The organism is Chryseobacterium sp., assembly GCF_045629545.1.
GTDB lineage: Bacteria > Bacteroidota > Bacteroidia > Flavobacteriales > Weeksellaceae > Chryseobacterium.
Genome location: NZ_JAZQRK010000042.1, coordinates 46289 through 61682 on the forward strand (window position 1 = coordinate 46289; position 15394 = coordinate 61682).

General features: G+C 32.5%; 14 protein-coding genes. 7 read left to right on the top strand and 7 right to left on the bottom strand.

The genetic code is table 11. The features are described from left to right. Window positions 1-17 precede the first annotated feature (17 nt). Window positions 18-260 (top strand): hypothetical protein, encoded by a 243-nt coding sequence (locus ACKI42_RS09750; RefSeq protein WP_267402570.1) that lies wholly within the window; start codon window positions 18-20, stop codon window positions 258-260. A gap of 69 nt (window positions 261-329) precedes the next feature. Here the strand turns inward: ACKI42_RS09750 and polA are convergent, their stop codons facing one another. Next, entirely contained in the window at window positions 330-3185 is a 2856-nt protein-coding gene (gene polA / locus ACKI42_RS09755; RefSeq protein WP_407404881.1) for a DNA polymerase I, read from the bottom strand. A 192-nt stretch (window positions 3186-3377) separates the two neighbouring features. Here polA and ACKI42_RS09760 point away from each other — a divergent pair, with 192 nt between their 5' ends. Continuing rightward, the gene (locus tag ACKI42_RS09760) at window positions 3378-4142 is read left to right on the top strand and encodes a DUF892 family protein (RefSeq protein ID WP_407404883.1); all 765 of its coding nucleotides are present in this window, start codon (window positions 3378-3380) and stop codon (window positions 4140-4142) included. A 275-nt stretch (window positions 4143-4417) separates the two neighbouring features. Here ACKI42_RS09760 and ACKI42_RS09765 read toward each other — a convergent pair whose 3' ends face one another. The 3 genes from ACKI42_RS09765 to ACKI42_RS09775 form a co-directional block, all read right to left on the bottom strand. After that, window positions 4418-4795 carry a hypothetical protein gene (locus ACKI42_RS09765; protein ID WP_407404885.1) on the bottom strand — a complete coding sequence of 126 codons (378 nt, stop codon included), beginning with the start codon at window positions 4793-4795 and terminating at the stop codon, window positions 4418-4420. An 84-nt stretch (window positions 4796-4879) separates the two neighbouring features. Beyond that, window positions 4880-7126: a M56 family metallopeptidase gene (locus ACKI42_RS09770; protein ID WP_407404887.1), complete on the bottom strand. Its 2247-nt coding sequence runs from the start codon at window positions 7124-7126 to the stop codon at window positions 4880-4882. Between the two features lies 1 nt (window position 7127). Then, a complete protein-coding gene (locus tag ACKI42_RS09775; RefSeq protein ID WP_407404889.1) occupies window positions 7128-7493 on the bottom strand; it encodes a BlaI/MecI/CopY family transcriptional regulator in 366 nt (121 codons plus the stop codon). A gap of 330 nt (window positions 7494-7823) precedes the next feature. On the opposite strand from ACKI42_RS09775, the gene ACKI42_RS09780 reads away from it, so the two are divergent. Continuing rightward, window positions 7824-8393: a hypothetical protein gene (locus ACKI42_RS09780; RefSeq protein WP_407404891.1), complete on the top strand. Its 570-nt coding sequence runs from the start codon at window positions 7824-7826 to the stop codon at window positions 8391-8393. 142 nt (window positions 8394-8535) lie between these two features. Then, window positions 8536-9561 (top strand): bestrophin family protein, encoded by a 1026-nt coding sequence (locus ACKI42_RS09785; RefSeq protein WP_407404893.1) that lies wholly within the window; start codon window positions 8536-8538, stop codon window positions 9559-9561. 4 nt (window positions 9562-9565) lie between these two features. Here the strand turns inward: ACKI42_RS09785 and ACKI42_RS09790 are convergent, their stop codons facing one another. Next, window positions 9566-10024 (bottom strand): Lrp/AsnC family transcriptional regulator, encoded by a 459-nt coding sequence (locus ACKI42_RS09790; protein WP_407404895.1) that lies wholly within the window; start codon window positions 10022-10024, stop codon window positions 9566-9568. A 144-nt stretch (window positions 10025-10168) separates the two neighbouring features. On the opposite strand from ACKI42_RS09790, the gene ACKI42_RS09795 reads away from it, so the two are divergent. Next, a complete protein-coding gene (locus ACKI42_RS09795; protein WP_407404897.1) occupies window positions 10169-11392 on the top strand; it encodes an aminotransferase class I/II-fold pyridoxal phosphate-dependent enzyme in 1224 nt (407 codons plus the stop codon). 55 nt (window positions 11393-11447) lie between these two features. Here the strand turns inward: ACKI42_RS09795 and ACKI42_RS09800 are convergent, their stop codons facing one another. Both ACKI42_RS09800 and ACKI42_RS09805 read right to left on the bottom strand, forming a co-directional pair. Continuing rightward, entirely contained in the window at window positions 11448-12452 is a 1005-nt protein-coding gene (locus ACKI42_RS09800) for a glycosyltransferase (RefSeq protein WP_407404899.1), read from the bottom strand. A 136-nt stretch (window positions 12453-12588) separates the two neighbouring features. Then, on the bottom strand, window positions 12589-13755 hold the full coding sequence (locus tag ACKI42_RS09805; protein ID WP_407404901.1) for a class I SAM-dependent RNA methyltransferase: 1167 nt from the start codon (window positions 13753-13755) through the stop codon (window positions 12589-12591). A gap of 137 nt (window positions 13756-13892) precedes the next feature. Between ACKI42_RS09805 and ACKI42_RS09810 the strand changes: the two genes are divergently transcribed. Beyond that, window positions 13893-14618 carry a class I SAM-dependent methyltransferase gene (locus tag ACKI42_RS09810; protein WP_407404903.1) on the top strand — a complete coding sequence of 242 codons (726 nt, stop codon included), beginning with the start codon at window positions 13893-13895 and terminating at the stop codon, window positions 14616-14618. Next, window positions 14618-15325, top strand: coding sequence for a ZIP family metal transporter (locus tag ACKI42_RS09815; RefSeq protein ID WP_407404905.1), 708 nt, complete (start codon window positions 14618-14620; stop codon window positions 15323-15325). Before ACKI42_RS09810 ends, ACKI42_RS09815 begins: the two co-directional genes overlap by 1 nt. The last annotated feature ends 69 nt before the right edge of the window (window positions 15326-15394 follow it).

Below are 15394 nucleotides of genomic sequence, written 5' to 3' on the forward strand. Positions count from 1 at the left end.
TTTAAACATTAAAAAAAATGAAATTACCAAAGTTTTTATTAGCGGACAATTCGGAATTTCCTGAAGATTTATTTGTAGTACATACAGAATATCCAAGATTCATATTGAATGTTGAGGAAGAAGAAGTAGAATGGCTAGATGATTTAGAAGGCGACGATGAAGAAACTATGGCAGATGAAGCTACTAAAGTTGTAGAAGCTGCATTCAAATGGTGCGATGAGGAGTTGGCTAAATATGATGAGGAAGAAGACGAAGAATAATATCAACTATTCATAAAAAAAAAGGAACCCAAAATTTGAGTTCCTTTTTTTGTTCTTTTAAGCTAAATTTTAGTGTGCCTCTAGCCAATTGTTTCCTACACCTACTTCCACCAGAAGTGGTACATTGGTCTTTATGGCATTTTCCATTTCTTCTTTTATCAATTGTGTAGCAGATTCTACTTCTTCTATTGGAGCCTCAAACAAAAGTTCATCATGCACCTGGAGAAGCATTTTGGTTTGCATATTTTTTTCTTGCAATTGCTTGTCTATATTAATCATTGCCAACTTTACAACATCAGCTGCACTTCCTTGTACTGGAGCGTTTACTGCGTTTCTTTCTGCATGACCTCGTACTACAAAATTTCCAGAATTTATATCTTTTAGATGACGTTTTCTACCCAAAATGGTTTCTACATAGCCTTGCTCCTTAGCTTTCTCTACTTGCTCCGCCATATAGGCTTTAAGTTTTGGAAAGTTTTCAAAATAAGATTCAATCATCTTTTTTGCTTCACTCCTAGACAATCCTGTTTGTTCTGCCAAAGCAAATGCACTTTGCCCGTAGATAATCCCGAAATTCACCGTTTTCGCTTGGCTTCTTTGCGTTTTCGTTACATCTTCCAAAGGTACATTAAACAATTTTGCAGCGGTAGAAATGTGAATATCTTCTCCATTTTGGAAAGCTTTTATCATATTTTCCTCACCAGAAAGTTCGGCAATTAATCGCAATTCTATCTGAGAATAATCGGCTGAAATAATCTTCTTGCCTTCTGCTGAAACAAAAGCTCCACGTATTTGTTGACCTCTTAGCGTACGAATTGGAATATTCTGTAAATTAGGATTTACACTCGCCAAACGACCTGTTGCAGCGGTTGTTTGTGAGAAATTGGTATGAACTCTATTGTCTTTTTGCTCAATCTGAGACGGCAATGCATCTACATAGGTAGATTTCAGTTTTTGATAAGTTCTGTACTCTAAAATATGCTGAATAATTTCGTTTTTAGGGGCTAATTTTTGTAGAATATCTTCACCAGTCGCATATTGTCCCGTTTTAGTTTTTTTTGCTTTTGGATCTAGTTGCATTTTTTCAAACAAAATATCACCCAATTGTCTCGGTGAGTTCATATTAAATTCTTCCCCTGACATTTCAAAAATAGTAGCTTCCAATTTTCTAAGATCATTTTCTAGATCAATACTTTCTTGTGCTAGCCATTTTTCGTCAAGAGAAACACCTTCTAATTCCATTTTTGCCAATACAACCATCAATGGCATTTCTATCGTGTAGAAAAGATTTTCTAAATTTTCTTTTTTTAATTGAGGAGCAAAAAGTTCGTACAATTGGTACGTTACGTCAGCATCTTCTGCCGCATAATCTGTTTGCGTTCTAAGATCTGCATCACGAAAAGTACCTTGGTTTTTCCCTTTTTTACCAATAATTGTTTCAATAGAAACTGGCTTATAATTAAGAAATACATCAGAAAGATAATCCATGCCATGTCTACCATCAGGATTTAGCAAATAATGAGCAATCATGGTGTCAAACATGGCTCCTTTTACGGTGATATCATACTGTTGTAGTATTTTATAATCATATTTCAGATTATGAGCAATTTTTAGCAAATCTTCTTTCTCAAAAAAAGGTCGGAATATTTCTAAAGTTTCCAAAACTTCTTCTCTATTCTCCGATAAAGGAATGTAATAGGCAAGACCTTTTTTGTAAGAAAAACTCATTCCTACCAATTCGGCTTCTAGTTCGTTCAGAGAAGTTGTTTCTGTATCAAAACAAACGGCTTTCTGCTGTAATAAATTTTGAACTAAAATTTTCTGCGCTTTTTTATTATCTACAAATTGATACAAGTGATCATTTTCTGTGATAGATGTTTTGGAGGTTGTAGCATCATCTAATTCCTCAAAATTGGCAAACAAATCCAACTGTCCATTATTCTGAGCAGTTTTTTGTTTTGGTGTAGCTTCTGATGTTAATGATTTTTCTTCTATTGCTTTATTTTCCAAAACAATAGAATCTGGCTGTGAAGTTGGCGCAAAAACACGATACAGATTTTCATACAACCTTGTGAATTCTATCTCCTCGAAAACTTCTTTTACTTTGGTAAAATCTGGCGTATCTACATTATATTGCTCTTGATGAAATTCTACAGGAACATCACAAATAATAGTAGCTAATTTTTTAGACAAAATTCCGCGTTCTGCAGAAGCTTCTATTTTCTCTTTTATTTTTCCTTTTAGCTCGTGGGTATTTGCTAAAAGATTTTCAATGCTTTTATATTCTTTCAAGAATTTCATTGCCGTCTTTTCTCCTACTCCATCCAAACCAGGGATGTTATCTACTGCATCGCCCATCATTGCTAGATAATCAATCACTTGCTTGGGATCTTCTATCCCATATTTGGCATTCACTTCATTTATGCCTAATATTTCTATTTCTCCACCCTTTGAAGCAGGTTTATAGATTTTAATATTCTCTGTCACCAATTGGGCAAAATCTTTATCTGGAGTTACCATAAAGACGTTATACCCTTCTTTTTCAGCTTTACAAGCGATTGTACCAATCACATCATCGGCTTCATAGCCTTCCAATCCCAAATTGGGAATATGCATGGCATCAATGATTCTGTGAATATAAGGTATTGCAAGTCTTATGGCTTCCGGCGTATCACTTCTATTGGCTTTATAATCTGTGAAATATTCTGTTCTTATATTTTCCCTTCCTACATCAAAAACTACTGCTAAATGCGTAGGTTTTTCTCTCCTCATCAGTTCAATAAGAGAGTTGGTAAACCCAAAAATAGCAGAAGTGTCTATCCCCGAACTTGTAATTCGCGGACTTCTTATTAGTGCATAATATCCTCTAAAAATCATTGCATACGCATCAATCAGAAAAAGCCTTTTGTCTTGTTTTGCCTCCATATTTTGTATAATCAACAAATATAAGAAAATAGGTAGCTTTATTATATACAATTAATACATAGAATTTTAATTTGAAATAAATAGATTTGATCATCGATCTAAAGTTAAAATTAAGAAATGATATTTATTGAATTTAATAATAATTGGTATCATATTTGGTTGATTACTAAAACTAAATCAAAAATAATTACTATGGCTACGAAAAGCTCAACTTCAAAAAAAACAGGTACTTCTACTCCTGCGAAAAAATCAAACACTAATTCTAGTGCAAAGAAAAAGGTAGAAGACAAAGAAAAGAAAACTCCTGCGAAAGAAAAGAAGACTACTACAGCTAAGAAAAGCAATACCTCTTCTACGGATAAGAAAGCGGTTTCTAATACAAAAAAAGAAACCAAATCTTCTACTAGATCAGCTGGGTCTTCAACTACGAAAACAGCTACAAATGCAAAAAAAATTCCAGCAAAAAAAGATGCTGCAAAAGATTTAAGAGATCTATTTGTAGATGCTATGAAGGATATCTATTGGGCAGAAAAAGCATTAACGAAGGCTTTACCAAAAATGCATAAAAATGCCACTGACGAAAAATTGAAAAAAGCAATTGAGGCCCACATGGTAGAAACTGATAATCATGTGAAACGTCTTGAAGATAATTTCAAATCTCTAAAGCTAAAGGCACAAGCTAAAAAATGTGATGCAATGCAAGGTTTGTTAGATGAAGGCGAAGGTATTATGGAAGAAACAAGCCCAGGCGCAGTACGTGATGCCGGAATTATTGCTGCATCGCAAAAGATAGAGCATTACGAAATTGCATCTTATGGAACGTTAGCTGCGTATGCAAAAGTTTTGGATGAAAAGATATCTCTAAAAAATCTACTGGACACTTTAAAAGAAGAAAAAAATTGTGACGAGCTTTTATCTAAAATTGCCGACACCACTTTGAACACTAAAGCTAAATAAGAAATTTCTGTTATATATAATAAAACAAAAAATCCGCCTCATTTTTGAGACGGATTCTTTGCTTTATAGAGTTTATAAATATAATTATTTGATAGTCATATAAATGCCTTTAAAATTTAAGCATAATATCAAGAATCATCTACTACAACAGAAATATATTACTCCATTTTTATGGTCATGACTCTTTCTATAATAAACAAAATACTCTTTAGGAATAAGATTCCAGACCTCCAGCTTGAGTTGGTAATTCTATAGAAAACTATGCAGTCCAAACTCTACCGCCAAAGATAGTAACTGCTTTTTGGACATTCCAGTTTCCTAGCTTTTTTTTTAGATTCTATATTCCAAACGATTTTTCGGTCATCTAATACTTTGTAATGGTCCATAAGCACCCTATTATTCAGGTATATTTTATAATCAGGATAATATTTGGATACAGAATATTTTACAAAACCTTTTCTATCTCCACTTTTAATTTCTATACTGCCTTTTGCTGCCAATTGTTTTTCCATATTTACTTTCATAGAAGAATCCGATTGGTAAACCGTATAACTATAAAATCTAGAACCTTCTTTGGTAACATCCAAATGCATTATTTCAGCCTTTATATCTGCTCTGTTTGTAGAATCTGGCACCAATTTGTATTCATACACAAACCTTTTATTTGTGCCATTATCAAGCAAGTAAAAGATTTAAGAACTGCGGTTATTAGTTTTTTCATTTTCTTTAAATTAAGCTTATTTTGTGGTTATAGAAATATTATTCATCAATGTATCTTCTGCCTTATTTTTACTAAAAATAATATTTTTAATTTTCGCTGGATCAAGTGAAAGATATTGCTCTTTACTTGAAACTTTTCCATCGATGGTAATATTTACATTGTCTTCGATAAATTTCTTTTGATCTTCACCAGGATTAGCGTTTTTTAAATAGCTTGAACTTAAAAATTCTAATTCCTTTTGTTTGAGAATTTTGCTTAATTTTTCACCTTTTTTAACCAAAGGCTTAGTAGTAACAACGCTCGTTGAAGAGACTGCTAAAGGCTTTGGATGTGCATCCACTTTGATTATCCAAGGATTGTCTAGTTTTGCGTTTGCAATATCATCAGTTATGATTTCTAGCTTTTTCGCATAAGACCTTTTAGCGTCTCCTACTCTTTCTATAATGAAGGATTTTATCGTAGGATTTTCATTTACAATTTTAAAATCAGATTGATATTTCTTGAATTCCTCATTATTTACCTTCTTCCCGTTAACATATAATTCAGCTCCATCTGTACTTATCATCATTTTGCTAGTCTTTATTTTTGGTCTATTAGAATTGTCTGTATTCACAAGTTTCCCTTCAAAATCAAAAATTTTTGTCACGTATTCTTTAGCATTATATATTCCATAATTAAAATTAGATTTACCGCCGGAATTCAATCGTTCTATCTTCTTAGCATCATCCGTCAGTGATTTTAATTCTTTCGCTGTTAGAGGATTACTCACGTAATCTCTATCTTTATAAAATTGTCTATCAAATAGACTTTCCTTGCGCTGATTCGCAATTTTTTCTTCTACTTCTGAATTAGATTTTATTTTTTCTGATATTTTTTCTTGAATATTTTTTCTAAAGTCTAGTAATTTTTGTCTAGTCACCTCCTTTTCTTCAGGAGTTTTATCGATTTTATTTAGAAAAAGAACCAAATCATTGCTCGCATTATTCTCTTTAAAGACTTTGCTTCTAATCTTTTGAGAATCGCTATCATCTGAATGTTCTACGCTAAAAACTTTGCTTTGCGCTCCTTCACTTCTCGGAACCGAATGACTAAATACCAAATTAGGAACTTCCCTATTGTTATCAAAGTATTTTAAATAGCCTGCTTTACTTACTTTTTTACCCTTGATTAGAAAGACATCATCCGATTTTGCATCAACTATTTTCTGTCTTAATGGATGATATTCTCCATCATTTTTGGTTATTATTAAATTTGAAACTTTTGGTTGTGCTATCGTATCCTTTGCTATTGTAGTATTAGACATAGCATTTTCATCCAATTTTGAATTATCGCTTGACGTATTTTCAGATGTTTCCATCATTTTTACCGCTGCATCTATTTCTTCATTGGTCGCTTTTATTTCGTTATTCTTGGCATTTACCATATAAGAAAAAGCGAGTGTGAAAACTACTGGTAAAGCCAATATTCTTCTCGCATAAGCATATTTTGTTTGTGGTTTTTGTAACATTTTCAATCTTTTTTTAAGGTTTGAGCTCAGAAATGGACTTGTGGCAGGAAACGCTGTTCCAGAAAAATGACTAGCCAGTAGCATCTGCGCAAATGCTTTGGTGTCAGATTGTTTTACAGCTTTATGATCTGCCAAATATTCGTGTATTAAATTGACTTCTTTTTTGAATAGATAAAAAATAGGATTAAACCAAAACAATGCGGTTATCACTTCCATAAAAATCTTGTCATAAGAGTGTTTTTGCTCTATATGAACCATTTCGTGCTTCAAAATTTGCTTTCCAATTTCAGAATTAAGTGCAATACTATCCTTCCAAAAGAGATTTTTAAAATATGAAAACGGAGCTTCTTCCAAATTGGTTTGATAAAATTGAATATCCCCGAATTTCTCTTGTGGGAACTTTCTTTTGAGTCTGAAAATGGTAAAAATGCCATAAGACAATTTGCCTACAAAAAATAGAGAAACCAAGACCAAAGCCGAATACATAATTCTACTATAAATGATACCATGATTGTTGTTATTTTCTACATGAAACGTCTGAAACTGACTCATCAGCAAATACACATTTTTACTCACTTCAATAGTGAAGTTTTCTACTTTTACCAAAGGTAAAATAATGGAAATAAGCACTGCCGAGAGCAAATAAAAACGGTTGTAATGATGAAAAGTCTTATCTTTAAGAGACAACTGATAGTACAAAAATAATACACCCGAACAGAGAATAAGTTTTCCGAGATAGAATAGTAGAGCTTCCATGTCAATCTTTATTTTTTAGTTCATTCAGCAACATTTCTAGATCTTCTACCGACATTTCGTTTTTCTCTACCAAGAAAGAAACCGCATTTTTATAAGAGCCCTTGAAATAATTCCCCACCCAACTTTTCATTGTTTTGCCAGAATATTGCTCTCTGGTAACCAACGGAAAATATTGGTGCTGCCTCCCAAAAACTTCATAGTCTACAAAGTTTTTTTCCTTTAGCACTTTCAGTAAAGTTGATAAAGTATTGGTATGTGGCTTGGGCTTTGGATAAAGTTCCAAAAGATCCTTCAGGAAACCTTTTTTCAGTTTCCATAGATATTGCATTGCCTGTTCTTCTGCTTTGGTAAGTGTTTGTATTTTCATCTTCATTTTATTATTTAATTTAAAATAAGAGCGAATTTGTGTTTATCACTATTTATTTAGTGATACAAATGTAAACGATTTTCTTACACGTACAACTATTTTTATAGTGATAAGCTTAAATTAATCTTAACACACTGAATATCAACTCATAAAATTTATTTAACATTTTATTTAAAACTTAAACAATATTTGAGTTTGCTAATGAATTGTCTGTATTAATGGGTAAAATTGGACTATCTCTTAAAACTTGTTAAATTTTATTAAATAAAATCAAAATGTTATTGGATAAACCGAGAAAATATATTTATTTTAGTGCTTTAAAATTTGATCATGAAAAGATATCAGTTATTTTCTGTACTTTTATTACTTGTATTTAATGTAGCGAATGCACAGACTTCTTCGGTTTTTGGCTCTATCACCGAAGCCAAAACCAAAATTGAAAATACCGTACCTTTGGTAATAGAACACTTGAAAAAAATAAGCGAAAAAGAAGGCGACCAAACTGTTTTGGTAAACGGAACTGCAGCTTTGAAGAAAGAATATGAAACGCTATCGCAGGAATTTGACCTTTATAAAGGAAATATGGGCTCTTGTATCGTAAACAAAAGCAAAAAAGTAGACAAGTGTATGAACTATCACACTCAATATTTCAGAAATACATTGGGAACTTATGACAACTATATCACTTATGTAACCAAGAAAAATGGATATCTAGGTGTTGAAGATGATAGTGTAAAAAAAGACTTCAAACCAACAGAAATTGCAACCAAAATTGACAAAGATTTTGCAGGAGCTGTAGGAGCAGTAAGAAAAATGAAAGGCAACTCAAAATTATCTTACTTTGAACAACTAAGCTCTGAAGATTACAAATTGCAAAATTTTGATTCTTTAGTAAAATAACATTTTTACTCCTTGTAAAAATTCAATCCTACTTCTATTTTGAGTAGGATTTTTTTATTTAAAATTAAATTTAAAAAATTCGAGTCTTCTTATCAAATTATTTCTTAAATATGTAAAACACTATAGATAAGAAAACTATCCCATGATCACATCCAAATATTTCAGTTACAAACAGGTTTTGCATATTTCTGGTAAGCATTTGCTCTTGGTAGCAATATGGTGTACATTGGTGGCAACATTGTTTTATATTTTCAATTGGGATTGGATGATTATTCCTTGGGTTCCGGTTGCTCTTATTGGTACAGCAGAAGCTTTTTTGGTAGGTTTTAAAAATAATCAAGCTTATGATAGATTGTGGGAAGCAAGAAAAATTTGGGGCGGAATCGTAAATTCTAGTCGATCCTTCTCCGCAATGATCAATGCTTTTGAAAATAATAAAGGAATAGACGAAAATTTTAATAATAAAAAGAGAACAATTATTTATCGTCATATCGCTTGGCTGTATCAGCTAAGAGAACAACTTCTTATCCCAACAGATTGGGAACATCTGTATGCTGATGAAAATTTTGTAAGTGTAGATCAACAGCGCAATAGATTGATAAAAGCAAGTTTTCCAGATTACAATCGCACGTCTATTTTTTTGCACAAATATTTGTCTGAAAAAGAACTTGAGGAGCAATCGATCTACAAAAACTTTGCTACACATCTCAATGCAATACAATCCAAAGACATTATAGAACTTAAAAACGAAGGTTGGATTTCAGATTTTAATCATATGCAATTGCAAGAATGCATCAACGAGTTTTATACCCTTCAGGGACAAGCTGAAAGAATAAAAAAATTTCCATCTCCTAGACAATTCGCCAATACAGCTTACATTTTCAATATTCTATTTGTTACCATTTTGCCATTAGGTTTGGTAAGCGAATTTGCCAAATTGGGTGATTGGGGAATTTGGGTTAGCATCCCATTCTGCATTATTGTTGGTTGGATCTATATTATTATGGAATTGGTGGGCGATTATTCTGAAAACCCTTTTGCTGGTCTGATGTTTGATGTTCCTATGCTTTCTATTTGTAGAGGTATTGAGATTGATTTGCTACAAATGATGGGCGAACATGAGGATCTTCCTGATGCTGTAGTTTCTAATAATGGCGTTTTGATGTAATTTTTTAAAGGATAAGTGACGTGGTATTTTTCACCTCCGAAATAGAAAACGAACTATGCGTACTCGCAATATGATTGAGGGCAGTAAGTTTACTTAGCATAAAATTTCTGTAATCGTCCATATCTTTAAGGCAAATTTTAAGAATATAATCGAAGTCACCACTCACATGGAAGCACTCTGTGACTTCGTCTAACGTCATTACTTCTCTTTCAAATTGCATCACAAAGTCTTTCTTGTGCTGTGTGAGTTTAATATGGCATAAGACAACAAAATTTTTATCAATCTTAGTTCTGTCCAACAAAGCAACATATTTCGATATAACACCCGAGTTTTCTAGCTTCTTTATGCGCTCATAAATGGCTGTAACGGATAAACCTAGTTTGTAGGCAAGCTCTTTTGTAGTTTGTTTACAATCCTGTTGGAGATAAAGTAATAACTTTCTATCTGTGTCGTCTAATTTCATCGTAATTTTTTTGGTGAAAATTTATTATTCTACAATATAATAATTTTTTTGTTTACAATATGAAGAATTTCTAGTTTTATAATCTAAATAAGTAGATTTTTGTTGTTTTAAAATTTGAAATAGTACAATTTTATAAAAAAAATCATGAACCATTTTGACCCAGCAAACGAAATACAAGATTTGCAATACTTTGGAGAATTCGGAGGAGTAAACCCTTCTATTTCGGATAGTTCTACCTACACCTTCTTATCAGCAAAAACAATGCTTGATACCTTCGAGGGAAATACAGATGGATGCTATCTATATTCTAGACACACCTCTCCTACCAACTTATATCTATCTCAGGCATTAGCAAAGATGGAAAATACAGAGTCAGCCAATGTTACTGCATCTGGTATGGGTGCTATTACTTCTGTATTGATGCAAATTTGTAAGTCTGACGATCATATCATCTCTAGCAGAACAATCTATGGAGGTACTTATGCTTTTCTTAAAAACTTTTTACCTTCATTTAAGATAGATACTACTTTCGTTGATATCAATAATTTCGATTGGATAGAAAAATCAATACAACCCAATACAAAGGTAATTTACTGTGAAACAGTGAGTAATCCTCTATTAGAAGTAGCGGATCTAAGAAAATTATCAGAAATCTGTAAAAAACACAATCTAAAACTGATTGTAGATAATACGTTCTCCCCAATGTCTATCTCTCCTACATTATTGGGTGCAGATGTTGTAATCCACAGTTTAACAAAATTCATCAACGGAAGCAGTGATACTGTAGGTGGAGTATATTGCGCAACTAAGGAATTTGTAGATGCATCTAAAAGTGTAAACGATGGTGCATGTATGCTTTTGGGGCCAACAATGGATAGTTTCAGATCTTCTAGTGTGCTTAAAAATTTAAGAACTTTACACATCAGGATGAAACAGCATTCTTATAATGCAATGTACTTGGCGGAAAGATTTGAAAATGATGGACTAAAAGTGTCTTACCCAGGATTGCCATCTCATCCTAACCATGAAATTATGAAAGGAATGATGAACGCAGAATATGGATATGGAGGACTCATTACTGTAGACGCTGGCACTACTGAAAAAGCCAACGAATTGATGGAATTAATGCAGCAAGAAAACTTAGGCTATCTAGCTGTAAGTTTAGGCTTCTATAAAACGTTATTCTCTTGCTCTGGAAGCTCTACCTCATCTGAAATACCAGAAGAAGAGCGCATCGCAATGGGAATATCAGACGGATTAATAAGATTTTCAATAGGACTCGACCAAGATATCGAAAGAACCTATCAAAAAATGAAAGAATGCATGCTAAAAACGGGCGTTCTAAACCATGAAACGATGTACATTTAGAAGGAAATGCTGCTGAGGGATCAGCAGCATTATTTTTTTTATGAAATATAACAATTTAATTTTTGTGAAAATGAGAGGGAAATGCATCTTCAGGTTTCATCTTTAAAATTGTAAGTAAGATCCACGATTTCAAAAATCCATATCCATAAGAAAACATTTGGATATAGGTAGAGATAATTGCCATAGCAGCAATTGCTACATTTTTCGTAACGAAAAGGGCATGAAAAAACACCATCAATGTGTAAAGACCATAAAATCCAAGTATAATACCATTACCTATTACAAAATACTCTATAAAACCACAAATATAACCCAACAAGAATAAGGTAGGAAATGCAAAAGAGATCTTCACATAGTTGGGATGTCTTTGGTTGAGAATAGGCCTTGCACACCCGAATTGATAGACCTGCTTAGAAAATTTCCCGAAATCTACTCTACGCTTGTGATAGACCGCAATAGTATCAAAAAAAGCCGTGGTAAACCTGTTTTCCCACAATGTCATCGATAAATCTGGATCTTCACCAATTCTCATTTCAGAAAATCCACCTACTTTATCGAAAACTTCCTTCTTCACTCCCATGTTAAAGCTGCGAGGTTGAAACTTGGCAACTGCTTTCTTATTTCCACGTATTCCTCCCGTTGTAAAAACTGAAGTCATAGAATACGAAATTGCTTTTTGCATCAGGTTAAAACCCTTATGTGCCTTATCTGCACCACCAAAAGCATCGCATTGTATCGTTTCTATAGATTTTTTGATATTTTCTATATACTCTTTTTCTACAATAACATCGCTATCTACAAAAACCAACCATTCGCCTTTTGCACGTTTGGCGCCGTAATTTCTTGATAAACCAGGACCCGAATTTTCTTTTCTATAATAATTGATTTCCAATGAATTCTCGAAATTTTTAATAGTCGGTTTCAAATCTATTTTCGAACCATCATCTACGATAATGATTTCAAAAAGTGGATCAGATTGATGACTAAGAGATGTTAGAAGCTCGAATAATTCGTCTTTACGATTAAAAATAGCGACAACGATGGAAATAGTAGGATTCAAAATAAATTTAAATTAAAATGGTGATCATCATAAGAAACATGTAAATTTACTCTATCCATAAGACATGTAAAGAAATGCTTTTAAAGGTAAAAAACTCTTCTTTACATTCTTATTATTTTAGATAGATAGTACTTTACTATTCTGGTTTTTCTAGCTTATGCAACTTTTTAGTACCCTCATACATTTCGTACTGTAAGAATCTAGTTTCTAACTTTCCATTGAATAATTTTATTTTTCTAGAAGGTCTTAATCCCACTTTCTTCACCGCTTCTAAATCCGAAGAAATCATCCATGCTAAGGTATTTGGATAGTTTGTTTTGAAGGTATCCCCAATTTTTTTATAAAAATCGTCATCGTTGATGGAGATTCTTTCGTCATAAGGTGGGTTGAACACCATTAATAATGGGAAAAGTTCTTTTTTAGACTCAAAGAAGTCTTGTCTTCTAATATCTATCACCTCTTCCATTTCTGCAGATTGAACATTGATATCAGCTGCATCTAGCATCCTCCCATCAATATCGTACCCTACAATTTTACCATGAAATTCTTTTATTCTTGCAATTCTCACGTCTTTTATTGTTTGAAACAGATCAGAATCATAGTTATTCCAGTTTTGGAAAGCAAATCTTCTTCTGAAAATCTGTGCTGGCAGATCCATTGCAATCATTGCTGCTTCAATTAAGATGGTTCCCGATCCACACATAGGGTCCAAAAAATTACCTTTACCATCCCAACCTGCTAATTGAAGCATTCCGCTCGCTAAAACTTCATTGATAGGCGCTTCACCTTGTTCTTTTCTGTATCCTCTCTTAAAAAGTGCATCACCAGAAGAATCTAGAGAAATTGTTACCAATTCTCTATCAATATGAAGGTGAATTTTTATTTCTGGAGATTTCGTTTCAATATTTGGTCTTTTGCCATATTTATTTTGAAAATAATCTACGATAGCATCTTTCATTTTGAAAGTCATAAATTGAGAATGACTGAATCTTTCTGAATTTACGGTACTATCAATAGCAAAAGTTTGGTCAACATCCATATATTGATCCCACTCGAACTTAAATAATTTTTCGTAAAATTTAGTTTCATTATAAGCCTTAAAATCTAATATCGGAACTAAAATTTTTAATGCTGTTCTTGCTGAGTAATTTATTTTATATAAAAATCCTAAATCGCCTTCACAATTTACTGCACGATTTTTTATTTCTACGTTTTTTCCTCCTAACTTTTTAATTTCTTCTGCTAAAACTGCCTCCAACCCGAAGAAAGTTTTTATCTGAATTTGTAAGTTTTCTATATCCATAATTATACTGAAAAAAGTTTTATGTATCTGATTTTTAATTTAATACAAAACCTAAAGAACCCAAATTTGATCTTAATGATATTGCATTATCTAAAATACTATTCTTTTAACCGTGCAAATTTAGTTATTTTTGTATTATGGAATGGTTTGAATCTTGGTTTGATACCCCTTATTATCATATGCTTTATAGTAATAGAGATTACACAGAGGCAGAAATTTTTATTACAAAACTTACGCAAGACCTTAAATTGCCGGAAAATTCTTGCATTATAGACCTTGCTTGCGGAAAAGGAAGACACTCTGTTTTTCTTAATAAATTGGGTTACCAAGTGTTGGGACTCGATCTTTCTCAGCAAAGTATTGAGTTTGATCATCAATTTGAAAACGAAAATCTTACATTTAAGGTTCATGATATGAGAAATCCTATCGATGCCGAGCCTGTAGATGCAATTTTCAATTTGTTTACCAGTTTTGGGTATTTTGATGACGAACAAGATGACAAAAAGGTATTTGATTCTGTAAGTAATGGTTTGAAATCTGGCGGTTATTTTGTTTTGGATTACTTGAACGAGGAATTTGTGAAAAATACTTTGGTTCCAGAAACCGTAGTTCACAGACAAGGAATTGATTTTAATATTACCAAAAAAATTGAAGGAAGACACGTGATCAAAGACATTAAATTTGAACATGAAGGACAGTCTTTTCATTTTTTCGAGAAAGTAAAATTGCATACGCTAGACGCTATCAAAGAATATGCTGAAAATAGTGGTTTTGAAAGAGTAAAAATTTGTGGAGATTATGTTTTGAATGATTTCACAAAAGAAACGTCACCTCGTTGCATCAATTTATTTAAGAAAAAATAATGATTATTCTTTTATTAATTCTGAGTGTATTGGCAGGGATTATTTTGGGTAAATTATTCGGAAAAAAAGAAAAATTTGCCAAAAGTTTACTTGTTCTCAGTGCCGGATTTTTAATTACAATATGCCTTAATGAAGTATTTCCGATGGTGTATACCTCAACCGTGAGCAAAAATCTAGGAATTTTTGTCATAGTGGGAGTTTTGCTTCAAATGATTTTGGAAGCACTCACAAAAGGGTTTGAACATGGGCATTTTCATCATCATAACGACAGCAAAAATATATTGCCGGTTGCTTTAATGGTAGGGCTGTTTGTTCATGCATTTATAGAAGGTATCCCATTAGCGAACGAAAAGGAAGTTCTGTCTCCTTATCTGCTTGGAATTTTGTTTCACAATCTACCCATCTCATTTATTCTAGGTGCATTTTTATTCAATCATTCTGAAAGTAAAACCTCACGTTCTTCTTTGCTCATCGTGGTATTGTTTGCTCTGGCGTCACCGCTGGGTGTATTATTGGGTAATTATTTCAATCCAGATTGGCAACCTTATTTCTTGGCGATTGTTGGAGGAATATTTTTACATATATCTTCAGTTATTATATTTGAAAGTAATAAAAATCACAATATAAACTGGTCAAAAATAGGTTTGGTTATCTTGGGAATTTCGTTTGCATTAATAATGCATACTTTTCATACTCACGACCATTAAATAATAGATATTAATATGTAAAAAAATAGGCTTCGAAATATTTATCGAAGCCTACTTTTTAATTTTAAA

What these genes read in the sequence shown, in the direction of transcription:
- ACKI42_RS09750 (WP_267402570.1), top strand. Translation starts at nt 18, where the DNA reads ATGAAATTACCAAAGTTTTTATTAGCGGACAATTCGGAATTTCCTGAA.
- polA (WP_407404881.1), bottom strand. Translation starts at nt 3,185, where the DNA reads ATGGAGGCAAAACAAGACAAAAGGCTTTTTCTGATTGATGCGTATGCA.
- ACKI42_RS09760 (WP_407404883.1), top strand. Translation starts at nt 3,378, where the DNA reads ATGGCTACGAAAAGCTCAACTTCAAAAAAAACAGGTACTTCTACTCCT.
- ACKI42_RS09770 (WP_407404887.1), bottom strand. Translation starts at nt 7,126, where the DNA reads ATGGAAGCTCTACTATTCTATCTCGGAAAACTTATTCTCTGTTCGGGT.
- ACKI42_RS09775 (WP_407404889.1), bottom strand. Translation starts at nt 7,493, where the DNA reads ATGAAAATACAAACACTTACCAAAGCAGAAGAACAGGCAATGCAATAT.
- ACKI42_RS09780 (WP_407404891.1), top strand. Translation starts at nt 7,824, where the DNA reads ATGAAAAGATATCAGTTATTTTCTGTACTTTTATTACTTGTATTTAAT.
- ACKI42_RS09785 (WP_407404893.1), top strand. Translation starts at nt 8,536, where the DNA reads ATGATCACATCCAAATATTTCAGTTACAAACAGGTTTTGCATATTTCT.
- ACKI42_RS09790 (WP_407404895.1), bottom strand. Translation starts at nt 10,024, where the DNA reads ATGAAATTAGACGACACAGATAGAAAGTTATTACTTTATCTCCAACAG.
- ACKI42_RS09795 (WP_407404897.1), top strand. Translation starts at nt 10,169, where the DNA reads ATGAACCATTTTGACCCAGCAAACGAAATACAAGATTTGCAATACTTT.
- ACKI42_RS09805 (WP_407404901.1), bottom strand. Translation starts at nt 13,755, where the DNA reads ATGGATATAGAAAACTTACAAATTCAGATAAAAACTTTCTTCGGGTTG.
- ACKI42_RS09810 (WP_407404903.1), top strand. Translation starts at nt 13,893, where the DNA reads ATGGAATGGTTTGAATCTTGGTTTGATACCCCTTATTATCATATGCTT.
- ACKI42_RS09815 (WP_407404905.1), top strand. Translation starts at nt 14,618, where the DNA reads ATGATTATTCTTTTATTAATTCTGAGTGTATTGGCAGGGATTATTTTG.